We start from the raw sequence: 18,466 nt of genomic DNA, 5'->3' as shown, positions 1-18,466 counted from the left end.
TATATTTTTGTGGTGTAAATATAATACTTTATCAAAATGAAATCATTTTTTGAAGGAATACAATCACTTTTCGTAGATTTTTTATTCTTACCAATGGATTGGTTAAGAGAACTAGAATTAACTAATTGGTGGACTGCAAATATCTTAAACTGGATTTTTATTATTATCTGCTGTGCAGCAATGACTTATTGGATTAAGCAATTGAACATCTTCAATGCAAATAAAGAAGATGAGCAAGATACAACTGCACACTCATTTTTAAAATAATCTTAAGATATTAGCAAGGATTATAAATCCTTACCAATATCTGTTCTAAAATACATCTTATCAAATTGTAGCTTAGCTATACTTTGATAAGATTTTTTTATGGCTTCTTGAAAGTCATTTCCGTACGAAGTAACCGCAATTACGCGACCTCCATTTGTAACTACTTTTCCGTTTTCTAATTTTGTTCCCGCATGAAATGGAATAGAATCGGTGATGTTTTCTAATCCGAAAATCTCTTTTCCTTTTTCATAATCCTCTGGATAACCGCCTGAAACTACCATGATAGTTGTAGCAGCTCTTTCATCGATTTCCAAGGTAATTTTATCTAATTCTTGATTTCCAATAGCTTCAAAAATTTCGACTAAATCACTTTTTAATCTTGGCATAACTACTTCCGTTTCTGGATCGCCCATACGAACGTTGTATTCGATAACCATAGGTTCGCCTTTTACGTTGATTAATCCGATGAAAACAAATCCTTTATATTCGATTCCGTCTTTTTGTAAACCTGCGATAGTTGGTTTTACAATTCGAGTTTCAATTTTTTCTAATAAAACTGCATCCGCAAATGGAACTGGAGAAACCGCACCCATTCCTCCTGTATTCAATCCTGTATCGCCTTCTCCAATACGTTTGTAATCTTTTGCTGTTGGTAATACTTTATATGATTTTCCGTCGGTTAAAACAAAACAGCTTAATTCGATTCCGTCTAAAAATTCTTCGATGACTACTTTTGAACTCGCTTGTCCAAACTTAGCACCCACCAACATATTTCTCAACTCTGTTTTTGCTTCCTCTAAATCGGATAAGATTAAAACGCCTTTTCCGGCAGCTAATCCATCTGCTTTTAAAACGTATGGAGCTTCTAAAGTTTCTAAAAATTGGCAACCTTGCTCTACCGTTTCTTTAGTGAAACTTTCGTAACGAGCGGTTGGAATGTTATGTTTTACTAAAAATTCTTTTGCAAATTCTTTACTTCCTTCTAATTGTGCTCCCACTTTTGATGGTCCGATTACTGGAATGTGATTGATTTCTGCATCGTTTTTGAAGAAATCATAAATTCCTAAAACCAATGGATCTTCTGGTCCAACCACAACCATTTCTACTTTTTCTTGTAAAACAAAAGCTTTAACGGCATCAAAATTATTAGGATTTAAATCCACATTTTTTGCAATAGTTGCTGTTCCTGCATTTCCAGGCGCAACAAAAAGAGAAGTGCATTTTGAAGATTGAAGCATTTTCCAAGCCAGTGCGTGTTCGCGACCGCCAGAACCAAGTAGTAAAATAGTCATTTTGTGTGTTGTTATGTTGTTTGGCAAAAGTACTATTTCTTAAGAAGAAAGAAAAAAGAAAAAAGAAGAAAGATTATTTTCAGATTTATTACTTTTGGATAAATTCCAACGAATGTTCAACTTGTTTCATCTTTCTTTAAAATTAAGCGGTTTTCCTATTGCGAAAGCTCAGGCTGATTTTGAGAAAATTCTACAAATTTCGGAAGCAGATTTTCCCGATTATCTCGAAACTAAAAAGCGAGAAATTGTGGAATTTCATTTGAGAAATAATCCATTTTATCAAAATTTAGTTGGAAAAGACAGCTTTAAAAACTGGAACGATTTACCTATTCTCACCAAAAAAGATTTGCAAAAACCTTTAAAAGACCGAATTTCCAAAGGTTATTCCGAGAAAACGGTTTTCGTTAATAAAACTTCGGGTTCAAGTGGTGATCCATTTGTTTTCGCGAAAGACAAAGAGGCTCATGCGATAACTTGGGCTTCGATTATTTATCGTTTTGATTGGTATGGAGTTGATTTTAATTCGTCGTATCAAGCGCGGTTTTATGGTATTCCGTTGGATTTTATTGGATATCGAAAAGAACGTTTGAAAGACTTTTTAAGCAAAAGATATCGTTTTCCTATTTTTGATTTATCGGACAAAGTTTTAGATGGAGTTTTTGAACATTTTAAAACTAAAAAATTTGATTACATCAATGGTTATACGAGTTCAATTGTGCTTTTTGGAAAATATTTACAAGCAAGAAATATCATTTTAACCGATGTTTGTCCGACTTTGAAAGTTTGCATGGTAACTTCCGAAATGTTGTTTGAAGAAGATAAAATTTTATTGGAAAAACATTTAGGAATTCCAGTTGTTAATGAATATGGCGCTTCGGAATTGGATTTGATTGCTTTTCAAAATCCAAAAGACGAATGGCAAGTGAATTCGGAAACCTTATTTGTGGAAATTTTGGATGAAAATAACCAACCTGTTCCATACGGAAAAGAAGGAAAAGTGGTGATTACTTCCTTATACAACAAAGCACATCCGTTTATTCGTTATGAAATTGGCGATGTTGGGATTTTAGACGAAAAAAGTACATTGAAAAAACCCATTCTGAAAAAATTAATCGGAAGAACCAGCGATGTGGCACTTTTACCAAGTGGAAAAAAATCGCCTGGATTAACGTTTTACTACGTAACCAAAAGCATCATCGAAGACGATGGAAACGTAAAAGAATTTATTGTACGTCAAACCAAATTAGATAGTTTTGAAATTGATTATGTGAGTTCGGTGGAATTGACTTCAGAGCAAATTATAGAAATTGAAAAAGCGATTGCCAAATATTTAGAACCCGGATTGCATTTCACTTACAACCGAAAAGAAGTTTTAGAACGCACGAAAAGAGGAAAATTGAAGCAATTTCAGTCGATGCTTTGATTTATAAACACAGATTTCACAAATTAGCACAGAGATTTATGTCTTTCAAAGCGAAGCTTCTTTAATTAACTTTATTAGATTTTGCGAACTTTGCGAAAGACTTTAAAACTTTGCGTTAAAACCTAATTCCTATACTTCATAAAACCACGATACATCCAATGCAACATGTAATAGGCGGATTGAAGTACATTCAATTTTTCAACTTCTCTATAAAATTGCCATTGGTACTTAATTAAATCCGATTTTTTTCTGGAAAGCGAATTTTCTCTAATTCTGTAAATCGCTTGAGTTTCTTGAATTCCGTGTGCGAATGGAATGACTTTTAAATAATTCAACCACAAACCCATGTCTTGGCGTTTTCGGATGAGAGGCATGTATTTTTTACCCAACTTTTTAATATCAACAAAAGCCGTCAAACAACTAATAGAATTGGATTTTAGAATATCGGTATAAGAAACTTTACTTGGAACAATAAAATCGGAATACACGAATTCTAATTCTTCATTAGCTCTTTTATAAGATGAAAAAACGAATGGAATTCCGGTTTCTTTAATCGTTTTGATGTTGTTTTCGATAAAGGCTGGATACCAAATATCATCGGCATCAATGAACGTCAAATAATCTCCTGATGCTATTTCAATTCCTGTATTTCGAGCAACTGCTGGACCTGAATTTTGATTTAATTTATGAAATTGAATACGATTATCATTTTGGATTATGGATAAAACCACATTTTCCGTTTCATCCGAAGAACCATCATCTACAATAATCATTTCCCAATTTTGATAAGTTTGATTTTGTACAGATTGAATGGTTTCTGCAATAAATTTTGCAGAATTGTATGAAGGTGTAATTATGGAAACTAAAGCATTCATTAGTAGGCTTTTTTCTCTCCTTTTATAGCATTAATAACAGTTGCTATAATGATTTTGATATCTAATAAAATTGACCAATTTTCTAAATAGAAAATGTCGTATTTAACACGATTAATAATGTCTTTTTCATTTTCTACCTCTCCTCTAAAACCATTAGTTTGTGCAAGACCTGTAATTCCTGGTTTTATGAAGTGTCTCACCATGAATTTATCAACTGTTTTGGCATACATTTCTGTATGACTTACCATGTGAGGTCTTGGTCCAACAACAGACATATCACCAAGTAAAACATTAAAAAATTGTGGAAGTTCGTCTACACTTGTTTTTCGGATAAATTTACCCACTTTAGTAATTCTTGGGTCATTTTTTTGTACTTGTTCTAAATCTGCTATTGGATTTAGATGCATGGAACGAAATTTATAACAATAAAATTCATCATAATTTAAACCATTTCTTTTTTGTTTAAAAAATATTGGCCCTTTTGATTCGAGTAAAATTAAAATCGAAATTAAAGGTGTTAGCCACGATAACAAACAAATTATGATAAGTAAAGAAAAAAATACATCGAAAACCCTTTTCAAGCGTTTGTTAACTTCCTTTTCCAAAGGAATAGTTCGTAAAGAAATTATTGGAATATAGTCATAATATTCTACTGCTAAATTTCTTAAAAAAGTGTTTTTGCTATCGGGTAAAAACTTAATCGTTTTTAAATTATTATCAGCAAAATGAATTAAATTATCTTTTTCTCTATTCGTTAAGGTATTTATAGAAGCATAAATTTCATCTATTTTATGTTCAATAACATAGTTATTACAATCTGTTAATTCAGTTTTTTTATTCCCTTTTAAATCAAAAATATGAACTAAATTATATCCATAATCAGGATTGCTGTTGAAAAAATCTTTAAGCTCATCAACACTTTTTCCGTGTCCTACGATAATTACATTTCTGTGATTTCCCCCATACAAAAGACGATACTTTTTGAGTAAAATAAATATTGAAAACTTTACTAATCCAACAAGTAGGAAAGACCAAAGAATGTATTGCCCAACTTCTTGAGTTGTTACATATTTATATTTATAACCTACATAAGCAAAAGTGATTAAACTGATAAAGAAAAATTGCTTTAATAGTTTTCCAAAAATTTCGATTCCTTTACTAAAGCGATACACTTCATAATAAGCAGAATAATAAGAAATAATTAACCAAAATATGGTTAATATAGAGTGATAACCAAAATTACTCATAGCAGAGCGCATACACAACAATACCAATAGGTTTACAATAAGTAAATCTAAAAATATTATTATGGGTCTAATGTAAACTGAGTATCTTCCGGTTTTATTTTTCAATTAGTGAATGTATTTTGTAAAATCTTTATGTTCTTCTTTTAGAAGTTCTTCTGTAGAAAGTGTTTTAAAGTAATCATACGTAATTTTCATGCCTTCGGATCTTGTCACTTTTGCTTCCCAACCCAAAATTTCTTTTGCTTTTGAAGTATCAGGTTGTCTTTGCATTGGATCATTAACAGGAAGTGGATGATACACTACTTTTTGATTGGTTCCCGTTAATTTAATAATCTCTTCGGCAAAATCTTTAATGGTAATTTCATCTGGATTCCCAATATTAACAGGCAAATGATAATCAGAATGTAATAATCTGAAAATTCCTTCTACTTGATCATCTACGTAACAAAACGAACGTGTTTGACTTCCATCTCCAAAAATGGTTAAATCTTCTCCACGAAGTGCTTGTCCAATAAAAGCTGGAATTACACGACCGTCGTTTAATCGCATTCTTGGTCCGTATGTGTTAAAAATACGAACAATTCTAGTTTCTACACCATGAAAAGTATGATATGCCATAGTAATAGACTCTTGAAAACGTTTTGCTTCATCATAAACTCCACGAGGTCCAATGGTGTTTACATTTCCATAATATTCTTCTGTTTGTGGATGAATTAATGGATCACCATATACTTCCGATGTAGAAGCGATGAGAATTCTAGCTTTTTTTACACGAGCCAAGCCTAATAAATTATGTGTTCCTAATGAACCCACCTTTAAAGTTTGAATTGGAATTTTCAAATAATCTATTGGACTTGCAGGTGAAGCAAAATGCAAAATATAATCTAATTTACCTGGAACATGAACAAATTTGGTAATATCATGATGGTAGAATTCAAAGTTTTGAAGTTTAAAAAGATGTTCAATGTTTTTTAAATCTCCAGTAATTAAGTTATCCATTCCGATAACAAAATAGCCTTCTTTAATAAATCTATCGCAAAGATGTGAGCCAAGAAAACCCGCAGCACCTGTAATTAATATTCTTTTCATTTTATTTTTTTTCTATTCGAGAATCTATTTTTGTGTTGAAGAGGCAATAAAAAAGCATAAAAAACAAAACGCCTCTTTGTCGCCACAAAAACGATTCGGTCAAAAATAAGCTTATCATTAGAATTGCAAAAGCAATATGAAGAAAATCTTTAGAATTAAAAGCGTTTTTTGTGTTTAAAAATAAGATTAGAATCAATAACGCAAATCCAATAACACCTAATTCTGCAAAATTTTGAACATATTGATTATGAAAATTAAAACTTCCATAACCAGGATATAAATTATACTGCTTTTCTTTTTCTAATAATTTATTTAAAGAAGCATTCAATCCAAACCCTTTCCAAAAAATAGCATCTTCCTCTAAAAATTCAGTAAACATTCTAAATTGATAAACACGAAACGCGGTTCCGGGAAAATAGTCAGATGGATGAAATTGTTCTTTGGTCCAAGCATCCGCAATACTAATATTGTTGATTCCTTCGCTTTTATTTAGTGCGACATTGTGTGAAATACTTTTATCAGAATTGGTTCTAAATTCAACCAAAAAGCGTTCTTTAATTTTGCTAAAAGAGATGATAAACCCTAATAAAACTAAAATAATAGTAAGATTTCGTAATCGAAGACGGTTGGCAATTTTTGAATAGAAAAAAACCTGAATTAAAATTAATAAGACTAAAACTAAAATAATATTTTTAGAGGATAAAAGAATTACAAAAACAAACAATAAGATACTTGCAACTTGTTCCCACTTTGTTTTATGTTCTTTAATAAAAAAATAAAAGAAAGCAATTGCAACATATACCGAAACATGAATAGCATTCAATAATCTAGGCACTAATCCCGTATCGGTATCATTATCAGGACCGTGATAAAAGAAAACACTAGTTTCATTTGTAAGTATGTATCGAATGAAAGCACGAATTATAAAAAACATTACATAAAGCAACATTGCATAACCGTAATATTTTAAAATCTTATCTTTCTTTTCTCTTGTAAAAGCAGGAATAATCATAAAAGCAATTGGAACAAGTAACAAAGTAATTTCTTTTGGAATTGCAGTTAAAGTTCTTTTAACATCAATTGACCAGAAATAAGAAGTACTCATCAATGCAAACAACAAAATAGGAACTAAATAAACTAAGGAAAATGACAACTTATTTTTTCCAAGATAAAGAAGTGCTGAAATAAAAAAAACACCTAATAAAATATTATTTACAGCCAAAGAAATCGGCAATGTTATTAACAATAATACAATAGGAATAAACGCTTTATTTTGTTTATTTTCTTCTAGAAGTTCCTTCCAAACATTGTTTAAAAAACTGTAAATATTGTTCATTTATTTTCTCCCAATTAAAATCCGAGGCTATTGCTTCATAGTTGTTTGCAACGAATTGCAAGTTATCATTTTTTTTGATTCCATTTAAGATTTTTTTAACCTCTTCTGCAGACGAAAAATAAAAAGCATTTTCTTTAAGAACACCTTTGTTAAAATCATTGTTATGAGCTGCAATCAATGCTTTTGACGCCATAGCTTCTAGCAAAGAAGGATTAGTACCTCCAACAGTATGTCCATGAAAATAAAGATTGGAATAATATCGTAAATTATTTAAATGGTCTAAATTATAAACCGCTCCTAAAAATTGAATATGTGAATAGGCTTCAAATTTATTTTTTAAATAAGTTCCGTATTTAGTGTTGTGGTTTCCAATTACTAAAATTGGTGTTTTATCTTCCGCCATAGCAACTCCTTCAAGCACCATATCCAAATTGTTTTCAGGCTCAAAACGGGCCATAATCATGTTGAAATTTTCTTTTTCGACTTGATATTCTTTTAAAATTTCAGGATTGGGATTGTTAAAATTGTGAGCGCCGTAGGCAATATAAGTGCTTTCTTTTTGATACTTTTCCTTGATATATTTTTGAATTCCAATAGAATCTGCAATCAAATAATCGCTCTTTTTTACAGCTAAACGTTCTGCTATTTGAAGTGCTTTTTGAACTTTTTTTGAATATTTAGTACGTTTCCATTCTAATCCATCCATATTGGTAATTACAATAGCGCTTTTTGGATGCAAAGAAAACCAAACAGAACTACTGGTATAGCCTAATTGAAGAATAATATCAAAATCTCTTTTTCTTGCGTCTCTAATACAATTTAAGTCATATATAAACTGACCTACGGTTCCTATTTTGTTTTCAGGATCGAAGCAATGTATGATTTTAACACTTTTGAATTCTGTTTCTTTGTATGGATGGCTGTGGGAATTGTACACGTACACTTCGTGTCCTTGACCCGTAGCATAAGTAGCAAAAAATTCAGCGAATTGTTCAAAACCACCATAGTGATTGGGTATTCCACGCGTTCCTAAAATTCCAATTTTCATTTAGATTTTTTTAACAAAAGCAAAAATAAGGGTTCTCTTTTGTTTATTACCCATTTAAGACCATTTTTTTGAGGTTTATGACAAATGTCATCTAATTTATCTAATTTTATTTTCTATTTTTGCTACAATACAAGAACATTATTATGATAAATTTCGAGTTTTTAGAAAGCAATCAAGAAGCACTTAGAACAAAATATTTAACCGCTCAACCATTTCCGCATTTAATAATTGACGGATTTTGCGATGAAGAAAAATTAAATAGAGCTTATGCTTCCATTCCAGAATTAGAAAACAAAAGTAGAGATTATGCTTTTGCTAATAATAAATTCGAAAAATCTAATTACAAAGTTTTATCTCCTGAATTAGAAGAACTTTATAATGACTTATCTTCTGAACGTTTCAATAAAATTTTATCATTTATTACGGCTAAAAAAGTATTTGTTGATCCTAAAAATCATGGAGGTGGTTTACATCAAGGTAAAAAGAATAGCTTTTTAGATATGCATCTTGATTTTAACTATCATCCTATTAATAAAAATTGGTACCGAGAATTAAACTTATTGCTTTATTTAAACAAAGATTGGAAACCTGAATATAAAGGTGGTTTAAAAATTAGAGATTTAAGAACAGATGAAGAAGCAGAATTAGATGTTCCTTTTAACAGATTAATCATTCAGCAATGTGCGCCTTATACGCTTCATGGCTATGATATGACTAATTTCCCAGAAGGAAATTACAGAACATCTATAGCTACCTATGCATATCAAATTCACAACAGACATTTAGAAATTCCAAGAACTACTGATTGGTTTCCCAAAGAGGATGCGTCAGTATTTAAAAAATTATTAGCAAAAAACTTTAATTTTTTAGTTCAAACCAAGAATAAATTCTTTGGAAGCGGTACCGCTAAAAATCAGTAATTAAGATGAAAAATGTTTTAATTGTCAATCAGTCGGCTGAATTATATGGTGCTGATAAAGCAATTTTGGAACTCATAAATAATTTTCCAGAAAATTATACACCAATCGTAGTCTTACATGAAGAAGGACCGTTAAAACAACTACTTGAAAAAAAAGGAATTCAGGTAATTCATTCATCTGTGATAAAAGTAAAAAGAGGTATTTTAAAACCCTCTTTTTTTATCAAATTACCAATTGAAATTATAAAATCGTTTTTAACCATTAAAAGACAGCTGAAAGGAAAAAAAATACATCTAATTCATTCCAATGCAACATCTATTTTCATAGGTGCTTTTTATTCCTTTTTTTTTCGAATTCCTCATCTTTGGCACGTACACGAAATAATTGAGAAACCAAAAAGAGTTGCCTTAATTTATCCGAAAATTATTCATTTCTTTTCAGATAAAGTAATTTTTAACTCTGTTGCTACTTCAAATCATTTTACTTCAATTTATCCAAAAATTAAGAGTAAATCAACTATTATTTATAATGGTCAGGAAAGAAAAATTGACAAAATTGATGAACTAGAAATTACCAAAATTAAAAGTTCAATTTCTTCGGAAATTAATGATAAAATATTAATTGGATTAATCGGTAGGATTAGTAAGATTAAAGGTCAGGATTTAATGCTGGATGCCTTTACAATTTTACAAAAAAAACACTCTAATATTCACCTAGTATTTATAGGTTCAGCTGTTAAAGGAAAAGAAGAATATCTCAATGATATTTTGAAAAAAATTGAAGAAAATTCTTTGCAAAGCAAAGTTTCGTTCGTTGATTTCAAAGAAAATATTTGGCCTTATTATGATACAATCGATATAACTGTTGTTCCTTCAACCGAAAAAGAATCCTTTGGATTAGTAGCTACAGAAGCTATGCTTTCAAAAAAACCAGTTATTGCTGCTAATCATGGTGGTTTGGTTGAGATTGTAAAGCCAAATGAAACTGGTTTACTATTTGAAGCAAATAATGCTTTAGATTTAACAGAAAAAATTACTTTTTTATTAGAAAACCCTGAATTAATTAAAATTTATGGAGAAAATGGATTTAAACGAGTAAACGAAAACTTTTCTACAAAAAAATACGTAAAAAGTTTTACAGATGAATATGAAAAATTAACACAATAACTAATATATCGTTTTAATATCTTTTCCTGCTTTTTCAACAGCTAATAAACCTCCTAGAATAAAAACTACTGCATCTATAGGGATATAAATTCCGGTAATAATTAAAGAACTGAAAAAATAAAAAATACTAATACTAACAATAATTCTATCTACAAAATAAGTTTCTTCAGATGTTTTTTTTGTATAAATTTTCAAGTATAAATTAAGTAAAAAAAGAAGGTATAGAATCAAACCTATAAAACCTGTTTTATACAAAACATAAACATAACCATTGTGTATTCTTGATATGAATTTCATATCTTTTTCTCCTACCGGTGCCTTAAATTTTAAGTTAATTAAAGAGCCGTAACCTGTTCCAAAAATATAACTAGATGGTTTTTTTTTCATCAGTGAAAATGCTCTTTTGGCTTCATACCCACGCCAATGATCCCATAACTCTTTATGGTTTTCCCTATCTATTTTTGTTTCGAAAATTTCTTCTGGAGCTATTTTTATCTTATATAAAAACGCCTCTACTCCTTTAGCATTTCTATCAATTTTTACTGAAAATAAATAGGCATAAAGCAACCCAATTAATAAGAAGACAAATCCAATAAATTTTAAAGTCCCAGTTGTAATTTTAGCATATCCAAACATTGAAAAACCTATTAAAAAAAAGGTTACCAACATCGTTCTAGAAAAATACAAATAGATGGATAAAAGAAAAATAATTACCAATACATAATACCATCTTCTATCTTTTATTATTGATTTTCCTAAAAATCGTTTTGAGAATAATAATATATATAGAGCAAAAATTTCAATAAAATTATCCAATCCAAAATCACCTCTCAATTCGTGAATGGAGTTGCTCCTAAAATCTCCCAAGACAAATATTCCAAACAAATGAATAAAAGCAGTAAATACGGCTACATAAACTATAATCTTTAAAAAAAGAAATAAATCATTTTGCTTCTTAATTAACACATAACTAAGAACAAGTGCTATAATGGGTTTTAAAAAATAAGTAATGTCTTTAATTGTGGCAGATAACGGATAAAAATCAAGAAAAAATCCCAAAAAACCAATTAGAAATAGCAATAATAAAGGTAAAATTGTCTTAAAAAATCGCAAAGAAATAGTTGTCTTACTACTATAAACAACGCCAATTAAAGTCGAAAACTGAATAGCAAAATTTAATTTATACGATGGCAAGTAAAGCTCGCACAATAAAACAAGTATAAAAAGAATTATTGGAATGTGTTTTTTTGCAATCAAAGCCATGTATTTAGCCCCCAAATATAAAGCTATTTCACAAAATATATTGCTAAAAATTATACATTTACTAACTGAAGATATATATTTGTAGCTATTAAATTTTTAACCCGAGATGAAAAAAGCGTTAATTACCGGAATTAATGGACAAGATGGTTCGTATTTGGCCGAATTATTATTAGAAAAAGGATATGAAGTTCACGGAATCATAAGAAGAAGTTCTACTTTTAATACCGAAAGAATTGAGCATTTATATATTGAATCTTTAATTAGAGATTTACATAAAGATAAAAAAATCAACCTGCATTATGGGGATATGACAGATTCTACGAGTCTAATTCGCTTAGTGCAACAAATTAAACCAGACGAAATTTACAATTTAGCAGCGCAATCGCATGTGAAAGTGTCTTTTGATATGCCAGAATATACGGCAGAAACTGATGCGGTTGGAACATTACGTTTGTTAGAAGCTATCAGAATTTGTGGGTTGACAGAAACAACAAAAATTTACCAAGCGTCTACTTCTGAATTGTACGGAAAAGTACAAGAAGTACCTCAAAAAGAAACCACTCCTTTTTATCCGCGCTCTCCTTATGGCGTAGCTAAAATTTATGCGTTTTGGATTACCAAAAATTATCGTGAGTCTTACGGCATGTTCGCTGTAAACGGAATCTTATTCAACCATGAATCAGAAAGAAGAGGTGAAACTTTTGTTACCAGAAAAATCACTCTTTCGGCTTCAAGAATTAAACACGGATTACAAGAAAAATTATATTTAGGAAACTTAAACGCTATGCGCGATTGGGGTTATGCTAAAGATTATGTAGAATGTATGTGGTTAATGCTTCAACAAGAACAACCAGAAGATTATGTAATTGCAACTGGAATTCAATATTCAGTGCGTTACTTCTGCGAATTAGCATTTAAAGAAGCGGGTATCGAATTAGTATGGCAAGGAGAAAATGAAAACGAAAAAGGAATTTGTAAAGCTACAGGAAAAGTAATTATTGAAGTAGATCGTAACTATTACAGACCTGCGGAAGTAGAAAGTTTATTAGGTGATCCTACAAAAGCTAAAACCCAATTAGGGTGGAATCCAAGTCGTACTTCTATCGAAGAACTTGTAAAAATCATGATGCAACACGATTTAAACTATGTCGTTCGTTTTAAAGACAGGGATTCATTAAAAAGATACGAATAACTAAAATTTCCTTATGAAAATATTAGTTACAGGCGGCAATGGTATGGTGGGAAGTAATATTTTGGAACATCCAAAAGCAGCTCAACATATCTTACTAGCTCCTTCAAGCACTGAATTGAACTTGCGTGATTATAATGCAGTGGATGCCTATATAAAAGAACACCAGCCTGATTTTATTATTCATTCTGCTGGTTTAGTAGGAGGAATTCAAGCTAACATGGCAAGACCTGTGGATTTCCTAGTTTTCAATTTAGACATGGGAAGAAACATCATCATGGCAGCTAAAGAAAACGGAATCAAAGGGTTTATGAATATGGCTAGTTCATGCATGTATCCGCGTGAAGCGCAAAATCCATTGCAAGAAGAATTAATTTTAAAAGGTGAATTAGAACCTACAAACGAAGGCTATGCCATTGCAAAAGTAGTAGCTACGCGTTTGTGCGAATACATAGTAAAAGAAAATCCAACATTGCAATACAAAACCGTTATTCCATGTAATTTATATGGGAAATACGATAAATTTTCGCCCGAGCATTCACACATGGTTCCGGCGGTAATAAAGAAAATTTACGAAGCCAAACAAAACAACGCTACCGAAATCGATATTTGGGGTGATGGTTTAGCCAGAAGAGAATTCATGTACACAGGTGATTTAGCTGACTTTGTATTTTATGCCTTAGAAAAATTTGACCAAATGCCACAAAACATCAATGTGGGATTAGGATTTGATTATACTATTAACGAATACTATCAAACCATTGCCAACGTAATTGGTTTTGAAGGAAAATTTGTTCACGATTTGTCTAAACCTATCGGAATGAAACAAAAATTAATTGATGATTTGAAACTGAAGCAATTTGGTTGGCAACATCAAACCTCCTTAGAAGAAGGAATTAAAAAAACAGTTGAATACTTTAAAACATCGGTTTTACATGATTAAATATCCATTAGCATCCTCAACTTGGGATGAAAAAGAAATAGAAGCCATCAATGGTGTTATCGCAAAAGATATGTACACTATGGGCGAAGGCGTAAAACAATTTGAAGACGATTTTGCAAAATTTGTTAATTCAAAATACGCGGTTATGGTAAACTCGGGCTCATCTGCTAATTTAATTGCAGTTGCCGCTATGTTTTATACTAAAAATCCAAAATTAAAAAGAGGAGATGAAGTAATTGTTCCAGCTGTTTCATGGTCAACCACTTATTACCCTTTATACCAATATGGTTTAAAATTGAAGTTTGTAGATGTGGATTTACACACGTTAAATTTTGATTTAGATCAATTGAAATTAGCCGTTACAGACAGCACTAAAATGATTTTAGCGGTAAACCTTTTGGGTAACCCAAATAATTTTGATGCTATAAAAGACATCATCGGTTCTAAAGACATCATCTTAATGGAAGATAACTGCGAATCAATGGGGGCTGAATTCAAAGGGAAACAAACCGGAACTTTTGGTTTAGTGGGAACTTTTTCTACTTTCTTTTCGCATCACATGGCAACCATGGAAGGTGGTTTAATTGTAACAGATGATGAGGAAATGTATCACGTAATGGTTTGCTTAAGAGCGCATGGATGGACACGTCATTTACCTAAAGAGAATAAAATTTCTAACAAAAGTGATAATTGGTTCGAAGAATCGTTCCGCTTCTTATTACCAGGTTACAATGTGCGACCTGTTGAAATGAGTGGTGTTATTGGGGTTGAACAATTAAAAAAATTACCTTCTTTCTTAGACCAAAGAAGAAAAAATGCAGAATTGTTTATTTCTCTATTTAAAGATAGTAACGATTTCTACATTCAAAAAGATATCGATAACAGCAGTTGGTTTGGATTTAGTTTTATCATTAAACCCGAATCTAATTTAAACCGTTTGGATATCGTAAAAAAATTAGAAGAAAATCACATCGATTGTCGTCCTATTGTTACTGGAGATTTTACTAAAAATGAAGTTTTGAAATACTTCGATTGTGAAATTTTTGGCGAAATGAAAAACGCACAATACTTAGACAAAAAAGGTTTCTTTGTTGGGAATCACCAAATTGATTTAACGGAAGAAATTAAGCATTTACATCGAGTATTAACTTAGTTGTAATTAAAATTTTTACTCATGAAACAATTTAATTTGGTTAAAACCAATTTCAATCACCATGTTTCCATGGATTTGTATTATGAGTTTGAAGCTAGAATTATAAACAAACCCAATTGGGAAATAATAAACGGGGTGGGAAGCATTCAAGCGCGAGTGCTTCGCCAACTCCTTAAATTCATTTCGCCGTTTCAACTACCAATTAAAAAGCATAAAAACTATGTGGTAATTGGATATCAAAAAGAAAAGTTTTTTCCTTATTTTCATTTCAATGCCGATTTAAAAGTGCTTTGGATGTATGATGCCTGGGAACCTTTGTTTGATGAGATTGAAAAAACGATACGTGCTTATAAAATCAATTTAGTTTTCACAGCAAGTAAGCAATCGGCAGATTATTTCAACACTTTAAATATTCCAAATTTTCAATCGCATTGGATTCCAGAAGGAATTGATGTTACCCAATATCAATTTATACCTTATCAAGAAAGAACAACAGACGTTTTACAATTAGGTAGAAAATGGAATGAGTATCACGAAAAAATCAAATCAATTGAAAATCATTTGGTTTATCAATACGAAAAAAAAGCGGGACAAATTATTTTTCCTTCACGCGAAGACTTTTTATTTGGTTTAGCCAATTCAAAAATATCTATTTGTGTTCCTTCAGACATAACACATCCTGAAAGAACTGGCAAAATTTCTACCATAACAAATCGCTATCTGCAATCGATGGCGTCTAAATGTTTAATTTTAGGTAAACTACCACATGATATGCTCCATCTGTTTGATTATAATCCTATTATAGAAATTGATGAAGAAAATCCTGTGGCACAAATTGAAACTATTTTAGCTAACTTTGATACTCACATTCCGCTAATTGAAAAAAATTATGATGTAGTGAAAAACTTCCACAATTGGGACAATAGAGTGACTCAAATTGAAAATTTTATTCTTAATTCCAAATAAAGAAACGTTTGCAAAAATCAAAACTTCTTTTCAATTCAATCGCTGCGATAGGACAAGTTCTGGTCGTAGGAATTGTATATTTGCTTTTGTACCGTTACTTATTGGTTACTTTAGGAATTGAATTGCTTGGCGTTTGGTCTTTAATCATTGCCTCTACTTCATTAGCTTTAATAGCTAATTTTGGTATCAGTACAAGTATCGTCAAATTTGTAGCTACCTATCACACCCGAAATGATTTTGAAAGTTTAAAAAAACTCATTTTTACAGCTTCTATTTTTATTATTGTTACCTATTCAATTATTTCGGTTATCATTTTAATAGCGGGCACTTATATTTTACCTCATTTTATTGAAGCCAAATACCTTCCAATTGCATTAGAAATATTACCATTTTCACTAATCAGCTTAGTCATCAATGCATTGGGCGGTGTAATCAGTAGCTGTTTAGATGGAATTCAGAAAAATTATATCAAAAGTTACATTGTTAGCTTTACTTCTATTTTACTTTTTGGTTTAAGTGTTTTACTCACACCAAAATTTGGTTTGAAAGGATTAATTTTTGCCCAAATTGTTCAAGCTGCAGTAGTGTTACTAACTTCTATATACTTTTTATCGAAATACATAAAAGGGATTTTTACCTTTCAATGGAATTGGTCTAAAAACTTATTCAAAGAAATTATTGATTATGGCTTAAAAATGCAAGCATTATCGTTCATGCAAATGTCGTTTGAACCCGTAACTAAAGCACTTTTGAGTAAATATGGTGGGTTAGCTATGGTGGGTTACTATGAAATGGCGAGTCGTTTAGTTACACAATTAAGAGGTTTAATAGTAAGCGCTAACCAAGTGATTATTCCAGTAGTAGCTGAAGCTAAAGAAACAAATGAAAGTTATGTTAAAGAATTATACATCAAAACATTTTCAATAGTTCTGCTTTTTGATATTGTTTTGATTACCGGCATTATTATATCGGCTCCAATAGTTTCCTTCTTATGGATTGGAGAAATCGTTCCGTTTTTCTTATTTGCAGTAATTTTAAACAGCATTGTGGCCTTTGTTAATATTTGTAGCAATCCGGCATATTTTAGTTACTTAGGAGAAGGCAAATTGAATTGGTTAATTTATTCGTATATAGCCATTACAATCATCAATCCCATTTTAGGTTATTTTTTAGGCGTTCATTTTGGCGGTTATGGTGTAATATTAGGATGGAATGTAGCCTTTTTAATAGGTTCGCTTTTGGTTTTGGTTTCTTACCAACAAGAAAATAGTATTTCATGGAATAGCTTAATTTCGAAAAATGATTTGTTTTTTGTGCTTTCGGCTATTGGTACCGGTATTTTTGGATACTTTGCTATAATTAGTTGGTTTAATGCTTCTCTAAATTATTTATTTATCTGTATTTTTGTTTTATGTCTTATCTTTTTTGTTCTTTCATTTTTTAAGAACCAACATTTGAAAAGTGTAACAGGAAAAGTAATGCAATTATTTACAAAAAAATAAATGAGTACAACCCCTTTTTTTAGTATAGTTACCGCTTCCTACAATAGCGAGAAAACCATATCAGATACGATAGATTCCGTACTAAATTTGGATTTTCAAGATTTTGAATACATCATAATAGATGGTAATTCATCTGATAGCACTCTGAAAATTATACAATCATTTGTGCCTAAATTTGAAGCAAAAGGAATTCCATATAAATTCATCTCCGAAAAGGATAAAGGAATTTACGATGCATGGAACAAAGGAATACAATTAAGTTCGGGTCAATGGATTAGTTTTTTGGGATCGGATGATATGTATATTGAAGATGCTCTAATTAATTATTCAAACGAAATAAACAAAAGCGGTAGTAAAACAAATTATATCTCTTCACAAGTTGAGATTATTGATGAGAAACATCAGTTCATAAGAGTCATTGGCAAACCATTTAAATGGGTAAATGTAGTTAGAAATATGAATATTGCGCAAGTGGGATCCTTTCATAAAAAAGAATTATTTGAGAAAGTTGGCAACTTCAGTACAGCATACAAAATTGTCGGGGATTTAGATTTTTACATAAGATGTAAAGAAACGATTGAACCTGCATTTTTTAATGAAATAACCGCAAAAATGCAAAATGGCGGTGTGAGTAATCAGATTTACAAAGCCCTTAAAGAAGCGTTAGTGGTTAAATTAAAATATGGATACAATTCAAGGTTCATATCCTATTTTGATTTTTATTTTTCCTTATTAAAATGCTACATAAAACTAATACTAAAAAAATAGGGAGCTAAAATTTAGCTCC

General features: G+C 30.7%; 17 protein-coding genes. 10 read left to right on the top strand and 7 right to left on the bottom strand.

The window, feature by feature from the left end; genetic code table 11:
* Positions 1-36: 36 nt before the first annotated feature.
* Positions 37-267: a uracil phosphoribosyltransferase gene (locus GFJ94_RS08045; protein ID WP_153201042.1), complete on the top strand. Its 231-nt coding sequence runs from the start codon at positions 37-39 to the stop codon at positions 265-267.
* A gap of 20 nt (positions 268-287) precedes the next feature.
* Here GFJ94_RS08045 and purD read toward each other — a convergent pair whose 3' ends face one another.
* Positions 288-1,559, bottom strand: a complete 1,272-nt coding sequence (gene purD, locus GFJ94_RS08040) for a phosphoribosylamine--glycine ligase (RefSeq protein ID WP_153201041.1) — start codon at positions 1,557-1,559, stop codon at positions 288-290.
* Between the two features lie 112 nt (positions 1,560-1,671).
* Between purD and GFJ94_RS08035 the strand changes: the two genes are divergently transcribed.
* The gene (locus tag GFJ94_RS08035) at positions 1,672-2,982 is read left to right on the top strand and encodes a phenylacetate--CoA ligase family protein (RefSeq protein ID WP_153201040.1); all 1,311 of its coding nucleotides are present in this window, start codon (positions 1,672-1,674) and stop codon (positions 2,980-2,982) included.
* Between the two features lie 122 nt (positions 2,983-3,104).
* Here the strand turns inward: GFJ94_RS08035 and GFJ94_RS08030 are convergent, their stop codons facing one another.
* Genes GFJ94_RS08030 through GFJ94_RS08010 form a run of 5 tightly spaced genes read right to left on the bottom strand, consistent with a single transcriptional unit; the run spans position 3,105 to position 8,577 of the window.
* Positions 3,105-3,857, bottom strand: coding sequence for a glycosyltransferase family 2 protein (locus GFJ94_RS08030; RefSeq protein ID WP_153201039.1), 753 nt, complete (start codon positions 3,855-3,857; stop codon positions 3,105-3,107).
* Positions 3,857-5,209 carry an exopolysaccharide biosynthesis polyprenyl glycosylphosphotransferase gene (locus GFJ94_RS08025; protein WP_153201038.1) on the bottom strand — a complete coding sequence of 451 codons (1,353 nt, stop codon included), beginning with the start codon at positions 5,207-5,209 and terminating at the stop codon, positions 3,857-3,859. Before GFJ94_RS08025 ends, GFJ94_RS08030 begins: the two co-directional genes overlap by 1 nt.
* Positions 5,210-6,193 carry a UDP-glucuronic acid decarboxylase family protein gene (locus tag GFJ94_RS08020; RefSeq protein WP_153201037.1) on the bottom strand — a complete coding sequence of 328 codons (984 nt, stop codon included), beginning with the start codon at positions 6,191-6,193 and terminating at the stop codon, positions 5,210-5,212.
* A 1-nt stretch (position 6,194) separates the two neighbouring features.
* Positions 6,195-7,529 (bottom strand): O-antigen ligase family protein, encoded by a 1,335-nt coding sequence (locus tag GFJ94_RS08015; RefSeq protein ID WP_153201036.1) that lies wholly within the window; start codon positions 7,527-7,529, stop codon positions 6,195-6,197.
* Positions 7,471-8,577, bottom strand: coding sequence for a DUF1972 domain-containing protein (locus GFJ94_RS08010; protein WP_153201035.1), 1,107 nt, complete (start codon positions 8,575-8,577; stop codon positions 7,471-7,473). Before GFJ94_RS08010 ends, GFJ94_RS08015 begins: the two co-directional genes overlap by 59 nt.
* Positions 8,578-8,720: 143 nt before the next feature.
* Here GFJ94_RS08010 and GFJ94_RS08005 point away from each other — a divergent pair, with 143 nt between their 5' ends.
* Together GFJ94_RS08005 and GFJ94_RS08000 are read left to right on the top strand one after the other, a co-directional pair.
* Entirely contained in the window at positions 8,721-9,497 is a 777-nt protein-coding gene (locus GFJ94_RS08005) for a 2OG-Fe(II) oxygenase (RefSeq protein ID WP_153201034.1), read from the top strand.
* Between the two features lie 5 nt (positions 9,498-9,502).
* A complete protein-coding gene (locus tag GFJ94_RS08000; RefSeq protein ID WP_153201033.1) occupies positions 9,503-10,663 on the top strand; it encodes a glycosyltransferase family 4 protein in 1,161 nt (386 codons plus the stop codon).
* Here the strand turns inward: GFJ94_RS08000 and GFJ94_RS07995 are convergent, their stop codons facing one another.
* Positions 10,664-11,926, bottom strand: a complete 1,263-nt coding sequence (locus GFJ94_RS07995; protein WP_153201032.1) for an O-antigen ligase family protein — start codon at positions 11,924-11,926, stop codon at positions 10,664-10,666. It lies immediately after the preceding gene.
* Positions 11,927-12,032: 106 nt separating this feature from the next.
* On the opposite strand from GFJ94_RS07995, the gene gmd reads away from it, so the two are divergent.
* Genes gmd through GFJ94_RS07965 form a run of 6 tightly spaced genes read left to right on the top strand, consistent with a single transcriptional unit; the run spans position 12,033 to position 18,447 of the window.
* Complete coding sequence (gene gmd, locus GFJ94_RS07990) at positions 12,033-13,118, top strand: GDP-mannose 4,6-dehydratase (RefSeq protein ID WP_153201031.1); 1,086 nt, start codon at positions 12,033-12,035, stop codon at positions 13,116-13,118.
* Positions 13,119-13,131: 13 nt separating this feature from the next.
* Entirely contained in the window at positions 13,132-14,058 is a 927-nt protein-coding gene (locus GFJ94_RS07985) for a GDP-L-fucose synthase (protein ID WP_153201030.1), read from the top strand.
* Positions 14,051-15,211 carry a DegT/DnrJ/EryC1/StrS aminotransferase family protein gene (locus GFJ94_RS07980; RefSeq protein ID WP_153201029.1) on the top strand — a complete coding sequence of 387 codons (1,161 nt, stop codon included), beginning with the start codon at positions 14,051-14,053 and terminating at the stop codon, positions 15,209-15,211. Before GFJ94_RS07985 ends, GFJ94_RS07980 begins: the two co-directional genes overlap by 8 nt.
* 21 nt (positions 15,212-15,232) lie before the next feature.
* Positions 15,233-16,177 (top strand): hypothetical protein, encoded by a 945-nt coding sequence (locus GFJ94_RS07975; RefSeq protein WP_153201028.1) that lies wholly within the window; start codon positions 15,233-15,235, stop codon positions 16,175-16,177.
* A gap of 8 nt (positions 16,178-16,185) precedes the next feature.
* A complete protein-coding gene (locus tag GFJ94_RS07970; protein ID WP_153201027.1) occupies positions 16,186-17,679 on the top strand; it encodes an oligosaccharide flippase family protein in 1,494 nt (497 codons plus the stop codon).
* Positions 17,680-18,447, top strand: a complete 768-nt coding sequence (locus tag GFJ94_RS07965) for a glycosyltransferase family 2 protein (protein ID WP_153201026.1) — start codon at positions 17,680-17,682, stop codon at positions 18,445-18,447.
* Positions 18,448-18,466: the final 19 nt, after the last annotated feature.

The organism is Flavobacterium sp. LMO8 (assembly GCF_009495755.1).
Classification (GTDB): domain Bacteria; phylum Bacteroidota; class Bacteroidia; order Flavobacteriales; family Flavobacteriaceae; genus Flavobacterium.
The sequence above is the reverse complement of the archived record's forward strand: the minus strand, read 5'-3'. Positions and strand labels throughout refer to the sequence as shown.